The sequence below is a fragment of the Enterobacter cloacae complex sp. P6RS genome, from assembly GCF_014982245.1.
Classification (GTDB): domain Bacteria; phylum Pseudomonadota; class Gammaproteobacteria; order Enterobacterales; family Enterobacteriaceae; genus Enterobacter; species Enterobacter bugandensis.
The window spans coordinates 99,142-113,901 of sequence record NZ_JADCLB010000003.1 but is presented as its reverse complement, the minus strand read 5'-3'; the positions used below and the strand labels follow the sequence as shown (position 1 = coordinate 113,901).

The following is a 14,760-nucleotide window of genomic DNA, read 5'->3' as shown; positions in this document are numbered from 1 at the left end:
CCGTCCCCGGCATTCCGGGTGACGGTTTTCGGTGGGCACTCAGGACTTATCGCGCATAACCTGTTGCAGGATCGCCAGCGCCTGGTTGAACTGAGCATCCGGAATGGTCAGCGGATAAAGGAAGCGGATCACGTTGCCGTACTGGCCGCAGATCAATAACAGCAGGCCCTGGGCGAGCGCCTTTTGCTGGATCGCCTGCGCGATGGCGGCCGAAGGCTCACGGCTCTCGGGATCAAAAAACTCCGCCGCAATCATCGATCCTCTTCCCCTTATCGCCACGAGCGCAGGGAAGGTGCCCTGAATCTCCTCCAGCGTGGCTTTCAGTCGATCCCCCAGATGGCAGGCGCGGGCGCACAGTGACTCGTTGTCGATAATATTCAGCACCGCGTGCGCGGCGGCCACCGCAAGCGGGTTGCCTGCATAGGTCCCCCCCAGACCGCCGGGCGCCGGCGCGTCCATGATTTCGGCGCGACCCACCACGCCAGACAGCGGCATTCCGCCTGCCAGGCTTTTCGCCATCGTCATCAGGTCGGGCTTGTCCACGTAGTGTTCCATGGCAAACAGTTTACCCGTACGGGCGAAGCCGCTCTGCACTTCGTCGGCAATCATCACGATCCCGTGCTCATCACAGATTCGGCGGATGGCGGCCACCAGCTCTGGCGGGGCGACGTTGAATCCGCCTTCACCCTGAATGGGTTCAAAAATAATCGCCGCCACCTGTTTCGCCTCAATATCCGCTTTGAACAGGCGTTCTATCGCCGTGATGGCATCCTGCGTCGTGATGCCGTGCAGCTCGGAGGGATACGGCACGTGATAAACCGACCCCGGGAAGGGGCCAAATCCCAGCTTATAAGGCGCGACCTTGCCGGTTAAGGCCATGGTCATATAGGTTCGGCCGTGGAAGCCTCCGCCGAAGGCAATCACGCCCGGTCTGCCGGTGTGGGCCCGGGCGATTTTAATGGCGTTTTCCACCGCTTCCGCGCCCGTGGTGAAGAACGCCGTTTTGGCCGGGCTCTGCACCGGGGCCAGCTCGTTAAGTTTCTCAGCTAATGAAACATAGCTTTCATACGGCACAATCTGGTAGGCCGTGTGGGTGAACTGGTGAAGCTGTTTTTCCACTGCGGCCACCAGTTCAGGATGACGATGGCCGGTATTCAGCACCGCGATCCCGGCGGCGAAATCAATATAGTCGCTGCCTTCCACGTCGGTGAGGGTGGCATTCTCCGCCGTGCGGGCAAAGAAATTACACATTACGCCTACGCCGCGCGGGGTGGCAGAAAGTCTGCGCTGATGAAATTCCTGGTTACTCATGTCAGATACCCTTTTGTCGAAACGATCATACGCCAAGACGATCGCGCAGGCTGTAGTACGCCGCGCCCATCGCCGTGAATGGAATCCGCAGGCTACGGCCGCCCGGGAAGGGGTAGTGCGGGAGGTTAGCAAACGCATCAAAGCGCTCAGCGTCACCGCGCAACAGTTCCGAGATCAGCCGTCCGGCCAGGTGGGTGCAGGTCACGCCGTGGCCGCTGTAGCCCTGCATGTAATAGATGTTTTTGTCCAGACGGCCAAACTGCGGCATCCGCGACAGGGTCAGCAGGAAGTTGCCCGTCCAGCGGTAATCGATTTTGACGCCTGCCAGCTGAGGGAAAGTTTTCAGCAGCTTTGGCATCACCAGACGCTCGACATCGTCCGGATCGCGCGCGCCATAGACGACGCCACCGCCGTACAGCAGGCGGTTGTCGGCGGTGAGGCGGTAGTAATCCAGCAGATAATTGCAATCTTCCACGCAGTAGTTATTGGGGATCAGCGTGCGGGCGACCTCTTCCGGCAGCGGAGCGGTGGTCACCACCTGGGTGCCGCAGGGCATGCTGCGTTTTGCCAGCTCCGGTTCTATCTTATCGCCCAGATAGGCATTCCCGGCGACGATCACGTAGCGGGCCGTGACCTGGCCATGCTGCGTGCTTACTACTGCCGGGCTGGTGTGCTGAATGGCGGTCACCGGAGACTGTTCATATACACGCCCACCGTTCAGGCGAATGGCGTCCGCTTCGCCGATCGCCAGGTTCAGCGGATGAATGTGCCCCCCGCTGCGGTCCAGCAGCGCGCCGGTATAGCGGTCGCTGTCGACTTCCCGGCGGATGGCGCTGGCGTCCAGCAACTCCAGCTGCGTGTTGCCGTAGCGTTCCCAGTTGGACTTTTGCTCCTCCAGCGTCTCCAGCTGCTTATGATTTAGTGCCACAAACAGCCCGCCGGGACGATAGTCGCACTGGATCTGATAGCGCTGGATACGCTCCCGAATAATTTCCCCGCCTTCAAACATCATGCTCCCGAGCACTTTGGCGGCATCGGGCCCGTAGTTTTTCTCGATCACGTCGATATCGCGGCTGTAGGAGTTAACCAGCTGGCCGCCGTTGCGTCCGCTGGCGCCGAAACCGATGCGCGCCCCTTCAAGGAGCACCACGTCGTAGCCCATTTCGGCGAGATGCAGCGCGGAGGAGAGGCCGGTATAGCCGCCGCCCACCACGCACACGTCACAGCTGATCGACTCGTTAAGCGTCGGGAAAGGTTCATAAGCATTCGCGCTGGCCGCGTAGTAGCTGGTGGTATGTTCGGTCATGATTGAGGCTCCAGGGCAATCCAGATGGTTTTCAGTTCGGTAAATTTTTCCAGCGCGTGCAGGGACTTATCGCGACCGTTGCCGCTCTGCTTATAGCCGCCAAAGGGGACGGTCATATCACCGTCGTTGTAGTTATTGACGAAGACCGAGCCGGCTTTCAGGCGGCGGCTCATGCGGTGCGCGCGGGAGAGATCGCGGGTCCATACCGCCGCGCCAAGCCCGTATTCACTGTCGTTGGCCAGCGTTAAGGCTTCCTCTTCGGTTTTAAAACGGGTGACGACCAGCACCGGCCCGAAAATCTCTTCCCGGCACAGCGGGGAGGCAGGGTCGATGTCGACAAAAATGGTGGGACCGACTGCGGAAGGCCATGATTGTTCCCGCCCGTCCAGCAGCAGCGTACCTTTCCGGGCTCCCTCGCGAATAAACGTGTGGACGGTATCGGCGTGCGCAGCGTCGATGAGCATGCCCATCGTGCTGTCCGGGTCGAGCGGATCGCCCGGCTGCCAGTGACGGGCCTGCGCTTTCAGCCTTGCCAGGAAGTCATCGGCGATGCTGTCTTCGAGCAGCAGGCGGGTACCGGCGATACAGACTTGCCCCTGGTTGTAAAAAATCCCGGCGGCGGTCGCGCTCACGGCCTTGTCCATGTCCGGACAGTCGGCAAAGATAATGTTGGCGCTCTTGCCGCCTGCCTCCAGCCAGACGCGCTTCATGTTGCTTTCTCCCGCGTCCTTCAACAGCTGCTTGCCGGTACGGGTAGAGCCGGTAAACGTCAGCACTTCGACCTCCGGATGCAGTGCCAGCGCCTGGCCCGCTTCGTGGCCGTAACCGCTTATCACATTCAGCACGCCGTCCGGCAGGCCCGCCTCCTTCGCCAGCCCGGCCAGGCGCAGGGCGGTGAGCGGTGATTTCTCCGACGGTTTTAATACCACGCTATTGCCCGCGATCAGCGCCGGGCCCAGCTTCCAGCAGGCCAGCAGCAGCGGGAAGTTCCAGGGGACGATGGCCGCGACAACCCCGATCGGCTCGCGCACGATCATCGCCAGCTCGCCCGGACCCGTAGGCGCCACTTCGCCGTAGACTTTATCCGCCGCTTCGGCGTACCAGCGAATGGCGCGAGCCGCGCCGGGAATATCGTCGCGCAGGCTGTGGCGGATGGGTTTACCGGTGTCCAGCGTTTCCAGTAAGGCCAGCTCTTCGCCGTGGCGCTCCATTAAATCGGCGAGCTTATTCAGCACGGCCTTGCGCTGCGCCGGAGACGCCTGTGACCAGTCGCCGCGCTCAAATACCTCACGTGCGGCCTGAACCGCGTGGTTCACGTCCGCCTGCTTGCCCCGGGCCACGTTCGCCAGCGTCTGTTGGGTAGCGGGATTGACGGTTTCAAATGTGGCATTATCGGCGGCGTCACAATAGGCACCGTTAATAAATAACCGGGTCTCAATGGCGCTGTTTTTTGCTTTATCCTGCCAGTAAGTCAGGTGCTGAAAATGCATATTCACTCCTTTCTTTCGCAATCAGATAAATAAAGGCATGGCCGTTTCAGGCAATACGAAGCCGTGGGGCATCCCGGGAATTAACCCGTTGAATGCCGACATTGATCGTTTTTATTTGTCCCGGCGTAAGCGCGCTTACGCCGGGACTGAGTGGTAATTAGAACGTGGTGGGGGTGTGGGCACTGATAATGCGGCAGATGCCTGCCGAGGTATTGCTGAAGCTGTGCGGTATGCCGGTATTGATGGCATAGCTCTGCCCTGCAACCAGGTGATAAGGCTGGCCATTAATGGTCAGCACTATTTCACCTTCCAGTATCGTACCGATCTCCTCACCCTGATGTTTGATCCTCTCTCCGGTCGTGGTTCCAGGCTGGTAAGTTTCAAAAATCATCGCCAGCGTACGGTTCGGATTTCCGTTATGAACCAGCTTCATCGAAACCCCCTGACTGCCTATTTCGATAAGGTCTTCCTGATTAATAACCACCTGCGGTTCATCAGGTTTTTCCGGTTCCGAAAAGAATTCCGAGAGCGACAGCCCATAGACTTTCAGCAGCTTTTGCAGCGTACTGATGGCAGGACTCACTTTATCCTGCTCAATGGTGCTGATGGCACTGTGTGTTAACCCAGACAGTTCGGCGGCACGCCGCTGCGAGAGACCCAATTGCTGGCGGATCTCAGACAGACGTTTCCCTGGCGCCAGTCCGTCATCGCTCATAGTTGCATTTCCTTTACGGTAGTGGTCAAAGCCGTTGCTTCTCGGCAATGTGGCTTTGACAGGCGGTGATAAAACCATCAAACAACATACGTGAGAGGGCGTACTCGCTGCTGTTCCATTCGGGGTGCCATTGCACGCCGAGGGCAAAAGGGTGGTCATGAACGCTGACCGCTTCGACCAGCCCATCCGTCGAACGGGCCTCCACGCGAAGCCGTGGTCCTAACGTTCGTGCACCTTGCCCGTGTAACGAGTTTACCCAAAATGTGTTACAGCCTGGTATTAATTGAGACAGCAGTCCTCCCTCCTGAACCTGAACCTCATGAGAAGGGGCGTATTGTAGCTCAACCGGCAGTTCAGGATCTTCCCGGTGTTCAAGCAGGTCGTTCTGCTCGAACAGGCGGCGATACAGCGTTCCTCCCGTCGCAACAACCAGTTCCTGCAGCCCCCGGCAGATGGCGAAAATGGGGATGCGCCTTTCGAGCGCGGCGGCAATCAGCGCCATACTCAGAAGATCTCGCCCGGGATCGGCGTCAGGCTCATCGCCGTTTTCACCATAAAGGTGCGGCTGCACGTTACTTGGGCTGCCCGGCAGGTAAATCCCGTCCAGGGTTGGCAGCAGAGCGGTAAGTAGCTCTGGCTCTGCCAGCGCATGGGGTAAGGCAATCGGTAAGCCCCCCGCGTTAATAATGGCATTCAGGTACTTTTCTTGCAGGGTCTGGGTCTCATGACCCTTAAGCCTGTTTCTGCACATCACTACGCCAATAACTGGCTTGTTCATTATATTTTCCATGATCGCCCTCACAAAGTGGACTAAATTTAGGCCATTCTCGCCTGTGAAACGGCCTTTTCGTTCAATATTTTCTCAATCTAGCAACGAGATCTGCCTTTTGCAAACTTAATTTAACATTTGACAAACAATTTGTTTGCATACAGATTCGATAGGGTGGACATTATATTTGACAGTCCAGAGCAGCGAACGCAAATCCCAAAAACGGTGGTAAATCATGGAAACCAATATCGTAGAAGTTGAGAACTTTGTGCAGCACACGGATGAGAGGCGGGGCAGCGCCTTTACGCAGGAAGTGAAGCGCTATTTAGAAAAGTATCCTGACACCCAGTTTATTGATGTCCTTCTGACCGACCTGAACGGCTGTTTTCGCGGCAAGCGCATCCCGGTTGCCGGACTGAGCAAGCTTGAAAAAGGCTGCTATTTCCCGGCATCGGTTTTCGCCATGGACATTTTGGGTAACGTCGTGGAAGAGGCGGGCCTGGGGCAGGAGCTCGGCGAGCCGGACTGTATCTGCGTGCCGGTGCCGGGTACCCTGACGCCGTCCGCCGCCGACCCGGAATACATTGGTCAGGTGCAGCTCACCATGGTCGATGAAGATGGCGCTCCCTTTGACGTTGAGCCGCGGAACGTACTCAACCGACTCTGGCAGCAGCTGCGCCAGCGCGGTCTGTTCCCCGTGGTAGCGGTAGAGCTGGAGTTCTATTTACTTGACCGTAAGCGCGATGCCGACGGCTATCTGCAGCCACCCTGCGCGCCGGGCACCGACGTACGTAACACGCAGAGTCAGGTCTACTCGGTTGATAACCTGAACCACTTTGCTGACGTGCTGAACGACATTGACGAACTGGCGCAGCTGCAGCTGATCCCCGCCGACGGGGCCGTGGCTGAGGCCTCCCCGGGCCAGTTTGAAATTAACCTGCATCATACGGAAAACGTGCTTGATGCCTGCGATGATGCGCTGGCACTGAAACGTCTCGTCAGGCAGATGGCGGAAAAACATAAGATGCACGCCACGTTTATGGCAAAGCCGTATGAAGAGCATGCGGGCAGCGGGATGCATATTCACATCAGCATGCAAAACAACCGAGGCGAAAACGTGCTCGCAGACGCCAGCGGCGAGGATTCCGCGCTGCTGAAACGCGCGCTGGCCGGGATGATCGATCTGATGCCTGCGTCCATGGCGCTGCTGGCGCCGAACGTCAACTCCTACCGCCGCTTCCAGCCGGGAATGTACGTACCGACGCAGGCGTCATGGGGACACAATAATCGCACCGTTGCCCTGCGTATCCCCTGCGGCGATCGCCATAACCATCGGGTCGAGTACCGCGTGGCGGGAGCAGACGCAAACCCGTATCTGGTGATGGCGGCGATTTTTGCCGGCATTCTGCACGGGCTGGATAACGATTTACCCCTGCAGGAAGAAGTGGAAGGCAATGGTCTGGAGCAGGACGGACTGCCGTTCCCGATTCGTCAGAGCGATGCGCTGTGGGAATTTATGCAAAACGATCACCTCCGCGAGCGGCTGGGCGAACGTTTCTGCCACGTCTATCACGCCTGCAAAAACGATGAATTACTGCAGTTTGAACGCCTGATTACCGAAACAGAAATTGAGTGGATGCTGAAAAACGCCTGATGACGAGCCCCGGTTAGGGGCCGCTTTGTTTCATCGCATACGTATCACCAAACGGCCTGCGCGGAGCCTGGCCGAAACGTTCGCTGGCACGCCAGCTATCTCCCGGGAGTCGCGTTATGGAGCGCAGGCGGCACAGGGACTTTCTTAACGACACTGTGTGACGAGGTAGGAAATGATGCAGATGTTCAACTATCCGCAGGGCGAAGGGGGCCAGTCAGGCGCCTGCTGTGAGTGCGAGCGAGAGACGCTGCGCTGGTACGATCGCGTATGTTCTTTACAACTTCCCCCTTTGCTAAGCAGGTTTGCGTTACGGTCAACGCGATTGCAAACCACGGTAAGCATGGGGGGGACGGTTTATGGCGACTAACACCTCTCTTGACTCGCCGCGCATGGCCGGAAGAACCCGGCTGCGCAGTTCCCTCAAGCTCTGGCAGGTGGTCATGATGGGGCTGGCTTACCTCACTCCCATGACCGTGTTTGATACCTTCGGCATTGTGTCCGGTATCAGCAATGGCCACGTGCCCGCCTCGTATCTCCTGGCGCTGGCGGGCGTCATGTTTACCGCCATCAGCTACGGCAAACTGGTGCGACAGTTCCCGGAAGCGGGCTCTGCTTACACCTATACGCAGAAATCGATCGGCCCTCACTTAGGCTTTATGGTTGGCTGGTCATCGCTGCTGGACTATCTCTTCCTGCCGATGATCAACGTGCTGCTGGCGAAGATCTACCTTTCCGCGTTGTTCCCTGAAGTCCCGCCCTGGGTCTGGGTGGTGGGTTTTGTAACGATCCTGACGCTGGCGAACCTGAAAAGCGTTAACCTGGTCGCCAACTTTAACACCCTGTTTGTGCTGGTGCAGGTCGCCATCATGGTGGTCTTTGTCATACTCGTAGTGCATGGCTTGCACAAGGGTGAGGGGGTTGGCACCGTCTGGTCGCTCCAGCCGTTTATCAGCGAGAACGCGCACCTGCTTCCTATCATTACCGGCGCGACTATCGTCTGCTTCTCTTTCCTCGGCTTTGACGCGGTCACCACGCTGTCGGAAGAGACGCCAAACGCGGCGCGGGTTATTCCCAAAGCCATTTTCCTGACCGCACTGTATGGCGGGCTGATATTTATTGTTGCCTCGTTTTTCATGCAGCTCTTTTTCCCGACGATCGCGCGTTTCAAGAACCCGGACGCCGCGCTGCCGGAAATTGCGCTGTACGTGGGCGGCAAGCTCTTCCAGTCGGTGTTTCTGTGCACCACGTTTGTGAATACGCTCGCTTCAGGCCTGGCCTCGCACGCCAGCGTCTCACGCTTATTGTACGTGATGGGGCGTGACAACGTCTTTCCTGAGCGTGTGTTTGGCTACGTGCATCCGAAGTGGCGCACTCCGGCCCTGAACGTCATTATGGTAGGGATAGTGGCGCTGTCGGCCCTGTACTTTGATCTGGTGACCGCGACGGCGCTGATCAACTTTGGCGCGCTGGTGGCGTTTACGTTTGTTAATCTCTCGGTGTACAACCATTTCTGGCGGCGTAAGGGGCTGAACAAAACGTGGAAAGATCGGCTCCACTATTTCATGCTGCCACTCATTGGTGCCGCAACGGTCGGCGTGCTGTGGATCAACCTCGAAGCGACGTCCCTGACGCTTGGCCTCATCTGGGCGGCACTGGGTGTCCTTTACCTGACCTGGCTCACGCGCCGCTTCCGAAAACCGCCTCCACAGTTTGAAGCCGGTAAGATAGAGCAGGCCTGGGATTCCTGAACGTGAAACGGCACCAGTAAGCTGGTGCCGTTTATCTGGATCGGGCATCAGCCCGCAGGATGATTATTCCAGGCGTTTATGAAGGCTTGCGCCCACCAGCAGTGCGGCACAGAGCATCAGCGCGATAAACCCGCCCACGCCGTTCCATCCGTAGTGATGCCAGAACACGCCGCCCAGCGTCCCGGCGATGCTTGAGCCCAGATAATAGCTAAACAGATACAGCGACGATGCCTGGCCTTTGGCGCGACGCGCGCGCGGGCCAATCCAGCTGCTGGCGACGGAGTGAGCGGCGAAGAACCCTGCGGAGAAGAGCAGCATCCCGGCAAAGATAAGCCACAGGGAAGAGAAGAGCGTCAGCAGCAGGCCGAGCAGCATCACTGCGGTAAACACCAGCATCACCGGCCCGCGGCCAAAGCGTGCCGTCATCGCCCCGGCTTTCGGCGAACTCCACGTACCGGTGAGATAGGCCACGGAAAGCAAACCCACAACGGCCTGATTCAGATGCCACGGCGAGAGCATCAGGCGGTAGCCAATATAGTTAAACAGCGTCACGAAGGAACCCATCAGCAGGAATCCCATCAGAAACAGTCGCGGTAAACCTTTGTCACGCCAGTGAAGGCGGAAGTTGATAAACAGCGTTTTCGGGCGCAGAGACGTCGGGCGAAAATGGCGCGATTCTGGCAGGATTTTCCAGAACATCAGGGCCGATGCCAGCGCAAAACAGCCGATCACCGCCAGCGCAATGCGCCAGCTAAAGAAGTCCGTGAATACCCCGCTCAGCAGACGCCCGCTCATCCCGCCAATCGAGTTCCCGCTGATGTACAGCCCCATCGAAAAGGCAACGAAGCTCGGGTGGATCTCCTCGCTGAGATAGGTCATCCCGACCGCCGCCACGCCGCTGAGCGAGAGCCCGATCAGCGCGCGCATCATCAAAATGCCGTGCCAGCTGGTCATCATCGTCGAGAGTAACGTACAGACCGAGGCCAGCATCAGGGCGGTTACCATCACCTGTTTACGGCCAACGGCGTCGGAGAGCGGGCCGGTAAAAAGCAGGCCAATTGCCAGCATCCCGGTTGAAATGGAAAGCGAAACGCTGCTGCTGGCAGGAGATACGCCAAACTCGTGGGAGAGAACGGGCAGGATCGGCTGAACGCAGTAGAGCAGGGCAAACGTTGCCAGACCGGCGGAAAAGAGCGCCAGCGTGACGCGCATAAACTGGGGGGTACCACGTTTGATGAACTGAACCGGCTGCGATGCTACAGGCAAATCATTAATATCTCTGGCCGGCTCGATATCAATGGTAGATGTACGACTCACACAGTTTCCTTGCTTAAACATCCCCGTGATTTCTGGTGACGGGTATGACCACACGTTTAGGGTAGGAAAATGTAAATATTCTGTCTAATATATTAATAATCTCAAATGATACTTTAAAAATATGAATATCGAGCTGCGTCATCTTCGCTACTTTGTCGCCGTCGCCGAAGAGCTGCATTTTGGCCGCGCGGCGGCACGACTGAACATTTCTCAGCCGCCTTTAAGCCAGCAGATTCAAATCCTCGAACAGCAGGTCGGGGCGCGTCTTCTGGCCCGCACCAACCGCAGCGTGAGCCTGACGGCAGCGGGTAAGCAGTTTCTGATCGACAGTAGACAAATTCTGAGCATGGTCGACGACGCCGCTGCCCGGGCGGAACGGCTCTATCTTGGGGAAGCCGGGGAGCTGCGGATCGGGTTTACCTCGTCCGCGCCGTTTATCAGCGCCGTCTCGCAGACGCTTTCGTCATTCCGCCGTCATTTTCCGGACGTGCATATTCAGACGCGCGAAATTAATACCCGCGAGCAGATTGCGCCGCTTAACGAAGGTGCGCTCGATCTGGGGCTGATGCGTAATACCCAGCTGCCGGACACGCTGGCATGGGAGGTTATCCTGCGCGAACCGCTGATGGCCATGATCCCGAACGATCACCCGCTGGCGTCGCGTCCGGCGGTTTCGCTGGCGGAGCTGGCAAAAGAGCCGTTTGTCTTTTTTGACCCGCAGGTCGGGACGGGCCTGTATGACGATATTCTGGGGCTGATGCGCCGCTACGATCTGGCGCCGGTCATTACCCAGGAAGTGGGAGAGGCGATGACCATTATCGGCCTGGTCGCCGCCGGGCTGGGCGTGTCGATACTCCCGGCCTCCTTTAAGCGGGTACAGCTACGCGAGATGCGCTGGGTTGCTATCGCCGAGGAGGATGCCGTTTCGGAGATGTGGCTGGTGTGGTCAAAACATCGCGAACAGAGTCATGCTGCCCAGCGCTTCAAACAGCGGTTAATCCAGGCTTCCGCGGTCTGATATTTCCCTGGAAAACGGGTAAAAATGTGCGGTAAATCACATGGCTAAGTAAATATTTGACGACACCCATGGAAGTGCTTCACCATAGCCAACAGTTTATTTCGAAGCTCGAAAATAAGGGAGTACGAGGTGGTTGCTGATAGTCAGCCAGGGCATATTGATCAGATTAAGCAGACCAACGCTGGCGCGGTGTATCGCCTGATTGATCAGCTTGGTCCGGTTTCGCGTATCGATCTGTCGCGCCTGGCACAGCTGGCACCTGCCAGTATCACCAAAATTGTCCGCGAAATGCTGGAAGCGCACCTGGTACAGGAGACGGAAATTCAGGAGCCGGGCAGCCGTGGTCGTCCGGCGGTCGGCCTGGTGGTCGAGACGGAAGCCTGGCACTACCTCTCGCTGCGCATCAGCCGCGGAGAGATCTTCCTTGCGCTGCGCGATCTCAGCAGCAAGCTGGTGGTGGAAGACCGGCTTGAGCTGCCGCTCAACGCCGAGGAACCGCTTCTCGATGCGATTGTCTCCCATATCGATCGCTTCTTTATTCGCCATCAGCAGCGGCTTGAACGCTTAACGGCGATTGCCATCACCATGCCCGGCATTATTGATACCGAAAATGGTATTGTTCACCGCATGCCGTTTTACGACGATGTTAAAGAGATGCCGCTGGGCGAAGTGCTGGAAAACCATACCGGCGTGCCGGTCTATATTCAGCACGACATTAGCGCCTGGACGATGGCGGAAGCGCTGTTTGGCGCGTCGCGCGGTGCGCGGGATGTCATTCAGGTGGTCATTGACCATAACGTCGGGGCGGGGGTGATCACCGACGGACGGCTTCTCCACGCCGGGAGCAGCAGCCTGGTGGAAATTGGTCATACCCAGGTCGACCCGTACGGTAAACGCTGCTACTGCGGGAACCATGGCTGTCTGGAGACGATCGCCAGCGTGGAAAGCGTGCTCGAACTGGCGCAGGTGAGGCTCAGTCAGTCCATGAGCTCCTCGCTTCACGGCCAACCCTTAACGGTGGATTCCCTCTGCGCCGCCGCGCGTCAGGGGGATCTGCTGGCGAAGGACATTATTACCGGGGTGGGTAATAACGTAGGCCGCATTCTGGCGATTATGGTGAACCTCTTCAATCCGCAAAAAATCCTGATCGGCTCACCGCTCAGCCAGGCGGCGGAGATCCTTTTTCCGGCGATTACGGCCTGTATTCAGCAGCAGTCGCTTCCCGCCTACAGCAGAAATATTGCGGTAGAAAGTACCCAGTTTTCCAACCAGGGCACAATGGCCGGCGCGGCGCTAGTCAAAGATGCCATGTACAACGGCTCGCTGCTTATCCGCCTGTTACAGGGTTAACTCTTTTCCGCAGATGTAAGAAAAATTGCGCTATCTCAAGCCGGGTAGCGCACGCATCCCGTAGACTTCCTCCACTGAATTATTTACCTGGTTGATATTTTCGAAGCATACCCAAGAGGTGGAGTGAGTCATGCTTAAGCGTTTCTTTGTTACTGGTACAGATACCTCTGTCGGCAAGACCGTTGTATCCCGCGCATTGCTGCAGGCTCTGACAGCAAGCGGTAAACGCGTCGCTGGGTACAAACCGGTCGCAAAAGGGAGTAAAGAGACGCCAGAGGGATTGCGAAATAAAGACGCCCTGGTGCTGCAAAGCGTCTCGTCGCTGGAACTGCCTTACCACGCGGTCAATCCTATTGCGTTAAGCGAAGATGAAAGCAGCGTGGCGCACAGCGGCCCGATCAATTATTCCCTGTTATCCGACGGGCTGGCGAACCTGAGTGAGCAGGTCGATCACGTAGTCGTCGAAGGAACGGGCGGCTGGCGCAGCCTGATGAATGATTTACGCCCGCTGTCTGAATGGGTCGTGCAGGAGCAACTGCCGGTAGTGATGGTAGTGGGGATCCAGGAAGGGTGTATCAACCACGCGCTGCTGACGGCGCAGGCGATTGCCAATGACGGCCTGCCGCTGGCTGGCTGGGTGGCAAACCGTATTAATCCAGGCCTCGCGCACTACGCGGAGATCATCGACGTACTGAGCACCAAACTGCCTGGCCCGCTGGTGGGCGAGCTGCCTTATCTGCCTCGCGCCGAGCAGCGCGAGCTAGCGCAGTACATCGATCTCTCTGCCCTCGGTGGCGTGTTGACCGTAGACCGAGTCGTGGCGTAACGTCCGCGACAGTACGGACGCTATCACGCAGGCGACCAGTAAACCGGGCAGTAAAAAATACTGCCCGGTCATTTCACAGACCATCAGCGCCGACATAATGGGTGCATGCGTGGTCGCAGCGAGCAGCGTTGCCATCCCGGCCAGCCCCAGCAACATGGCCGTCTCAGAACCCGGCAGCCACAGCGCAAAAAGCTGCGCGAACAGCATCCCCGTAGCCATACCGACAAACAGGGTAGGCGTAAATACCCCGCCCGGCGCACCCGAACCGCTGCTTGCCAGCACTGCCAGCAATTTACAGATGAACACGCCGGCAATCACCGACAGCAGCGGCGGGGCGAGCAGAAAAGCCTGAACCACGCTGTAGCCGTTCCCCCAAACCTTCGGCGTCAAAAGAGACAGCAACCCGACAATCAAGCCGCCGAGCGCCAGCTGCCACGGCGGTGAAAGCCTGAGGCGCAGGAACAGCCCGTGGCTGAACGCCATCAGCCACATCAGGAGCGGTCCGCAGAGACCTGCCAGCAGCCCCATCGCGACCAGCAGGGCATAATCGGCCGCGGTGAGTATGCCGCTCAGATGGACCTCGTAGAGCGTACCGGCACCCGGTGCCAGGAGTTGCGTCGTAAGAAGCGCCACCACCGCCGCAATCACCACGGGGCCGAGCGAGGCCAGCATCAGCGTGCCAAACAGAATCTCTGCAATGAACAGGCTTCCCGCTAACGGAGCATGGTAGGCGCTGGCCATCCCGGCGGCGGCGCCACAGGCGATCCAAAGCTTCCATTCCGTTTTGGGCGTAATGCGCCGGGCAAAAAAGGAGGCGGCGAGGGCGGCAAGCAGGATCATGGCCCCTTCGCGGCCGATGGCGCTTCCGCTGGCAACGACCAGCAGCGAAGCAAGAGATTTAACGAGGCTCGCGCCGTAATCAAACTGACCGTCGCCGGTCTCCAGCGCTTCCATATAATCGGTGGGGGCATGAGGCCGCTGGGCGGTCAGGCGCTGCCATCCCCAGAGCAACAGCCCGGCAGCCAGCCCGCCCAACGCGGGCGTCAGCGCGCGCCTCCAGGGGGAGAGCGACGCGGCGGCATTCACCAGGCTGCCGCTGTCGTTGCTCAGAAGCAGCCACTCCAGCAGGTACATGCTGTGGCGGAACACCGAAACGGCCAGCGCGGCCAGCACGCCGGTGACGGTGGCAATCAGGAGTCGGCGAAACATTGCGCGGATGTCGGGGTACGTATGAAGACGTTGCATGGGTCGCGAGT

12 protein-coding genes are annotated in these 14,760 nt (G+C 58.4%); 5 read left to right on the top strand and 7 right to left on the bottom strand.

All coding sequences use genetic code 11. The features are described 5' to 3' along the window. Positions 1 to 39: 39 nt before the first annotated feature. The 5 genes from puuE to puuD form a co-directional block, all read right to left on the bottom strand. The gene (gene puuE / locus INF73_RS01550) at positions 40 to 1,311 is read right to left on the bottom strand and encodes a 4-aminobutyrate transaminase (RefSeq protein ID WP_045261458.1); all 1,272 of its coding nucleotides are present in this window, start codon (positions 1,309 to 1,311) and stop codon (positions 40 to 42) included. A gap of 25 nt (positions 1,312 to 1,336) precedes the next feature. After that, a complete protein-coding gene (locus tag INF73_RS01545; protein WP_045261457.1) occupies positions 1,337 to 2,617 on the bottom strand; it encodes an FAD-binding oxidoreductase in 1,281 nt (426 codons plus the stop codon). Further along, on the bottom strand, positions 2,614 to 4,107 hold the full coding sequence (puuC, locus tag INF73_RS01540) for an aldehyde dehydrogenase PuuC (RefSeq protein WP_045261456.1): 1,494 nt from the start codon (positions 4,105 to 4,107) through the stop codon (positions 2,614 to 2,616). The genes INF73_RS01545 and puuC overlap by 4 nt, the downstream gene beginning before the upstream one ends. Before the next feature lie 157 nt (positions 4,108 to 4,264). Then, entirely contained in the window at positions 4,265 to 4,822 is a 558-nt protein-coding gene (puuR, locus tag INF73_RS01535; protein WP_013096835.1) for an HTH-type transcriptional regulator PuuR, read from the bottom strand. A gap of 25 nt (positions 4,823 to 4,847) precedes the next feature. Then, the gene (gene puuD / locus INF73_RS01530) at positions 4,848 to 5,612 is read right to left on the bottom strand and encodes a gamma-glutamyl-gamma-aminobutyrate hydrolase (protein ID WP_028012974.1); all 765 of its coding nucleotides are present in this window, start codon (positions 5,610 to 5,612) and stop codon (positions 4,848 to 4,850) included. Positions 5,613 to 5,826: 214 nt separating this feature from the next. Here puuD and INF73_RS01525 point away from each other — a divergent pair, with 214 nt between their 5' ends. Beyond that, positions 5,827 to 7,245, top strand: coding sequence for a glutamine synthetase family protein (locus INF73_RS01525; protein WP_024909135.1), 1,419 nt, complete (start codon positions 5,827 to 5,829; stop codon positions 7,243 to 7,245). Between the two features lie 356 nt (positions 7,246 to 7,601). Continuing rightward, a complete protein-coding gene (locus INF73_RS01520) occupies positions 7,602 to 8,993 on the top strand; it encodes an APC family permease (protein WP_193541296.1) in 1,392 nt (463 codons plus the stop codon). A 63-nt stretch (positions 8,994 to 9,056) separates the two neighbouring features. On the opposite strand, the gene INF73_RS01515 is transcribed toward INF73_RS01520, so the two are convergent. Beyond that, the gene (locus INF73_RS01515; RefSeq protein WP_193541293.1) at positions 9,057 to 10,310 is read right to left on the bottom strand and encodes an MFS transporter; all 1,254 of its coding nucleotides are present in this window, start codon (positions 10,308 to 10,310) and stop codon (positions 9,057 to 9,059) included. Positions 10,311 to 10,431: 121 nt separating this feature from the next. Here INF73_RS01515 and INF73_RS01510 point away from each other — a divergent pair, with 121 nt between their 5' ends. The 3 genes from INF73_RS01510 to bioD all read left to right on the top strand — a co-directional run bounded on the left by INF73_RS01510 (position 10,432) and on the right by bioD (position 13,504). After that, entirely contained in the window at positions 10,432 to 11,328 is an 897-nt protein-coding gene (locus INF73_RS01510) for a LysR family transcriptional regulator (protein ID WP_028012978.1), read from the top strand. Between the two features lie 129 nt (positions 11,329 to 11,457). After that, positions 11,458 to 12,678: a sugar metabolism global transcriptional regulator Mlc gene (gene mlc, locus INF73_RS01505; RefSeq protein ID WP_041910244.1), complete on the top strand. Its 1,221-nt coding sequence runs from the start codon at positions 11,458 to 11,460 to the stop codon at positions 12,676 to 12,678. A gap of 130 nt (positions 12,679 to 12,808) precedes the next feature. Further along, the gene (bioD, locus tag INF73_RS01500; RefSeq protein WP_028012980.1) at positions 12,809 to 13,504 is read left to right on the top strand and encodes a dethiobiotin synthase; all 696 of its coding nucleotides are present in this window, start codon (positions 12,809 to 12,811) and stop codon (positions 13,502 to 13,504) included. On the opposite strand, the gene clcB is transcribed toward bioD, so the two are convergent. Next, complete coding sequence (clcB, locus tag INF73_RS01495) at positions 13,439 to 14,749, bottom strand: voltage-gated ClC-type chloride channel ClcB (RefSeq protein ID WP_193541291.1); 1,311 nt, start codon at positions 14,747 to 14,749, stop codon at positions 13,439 to 13,441. The two genes, bioD and clcB, sit on opposite strands and share 66 nt — an antisense overlap. Positions 14,750 to 14,760: the final 11 nt, after the last annotated feature.

Coding starts and splice junctions, on each gene's coding strand:
- puuE (WP_045261458.1), bottom strand. CDS start 1,311: ATGAGTAACCAGGAATTTCATCAGCGCAGACTTTCTGCCACCCCGCGC.
- INF73_RS01545 (WP_045261457.1), bottom strand. CDS start 2,617: ATGACCGAACATACCACCAGCTACTACGCGGCCAGCGCGAATGCTTAT.
- puuC (WP_045261456.1), bottom strand. CDS start 4,107: ATGCATTTTCAGCACCTGACTTACTGGCAGGATAAAGCAAAAAACAGC.
- puuR (WP_013096835.1), bottom strand. CDS start 4,822: ATGAGCGATGACGGACTGGCGCCAGGGAAACGTCTGTCTGAGATCCGC.
- puuD (WP_028012974.1), bottom strand. CDS start 5,612: ATGGAAAATATAATGAACAAGCCAGTTATTGGCGTAGTGATGTGCAGA.
- INF73_RS01525 (WP_024909135.1), top strand. CDS start 5,827: ATGGAAACCAATATCGTAGAAGTTGAGAACTTTGTGCAGCACACGGAT.
- INF73_RS01520 (WP_193541296.1), top strand. CDS start 7,602: ATGGCGACTAACACCTCTCTTGACTCGCCGCGCATGGCCGGAAGAACC.
- INF73_RS01510 (WP_028012978.1), top strand. CDS start 10,432: ATGAATATCGAGCTGCGTCATCTTCGCTACTTTGTCGCCGTCGCCGAA.
- bioD (WP_028012980.1), top strand. CDS start 12,809: ATGCTTAAGCGTTTCTTTGTTACTGGTACAGATACCTCTGTCGGCAAG.
- clcB (WP_193541291.1), bottom strand. CDS start 14,749: ATGCAACGTCTTCATACGTACCCCGACATCCGCGCAATGTTTCGCCGA.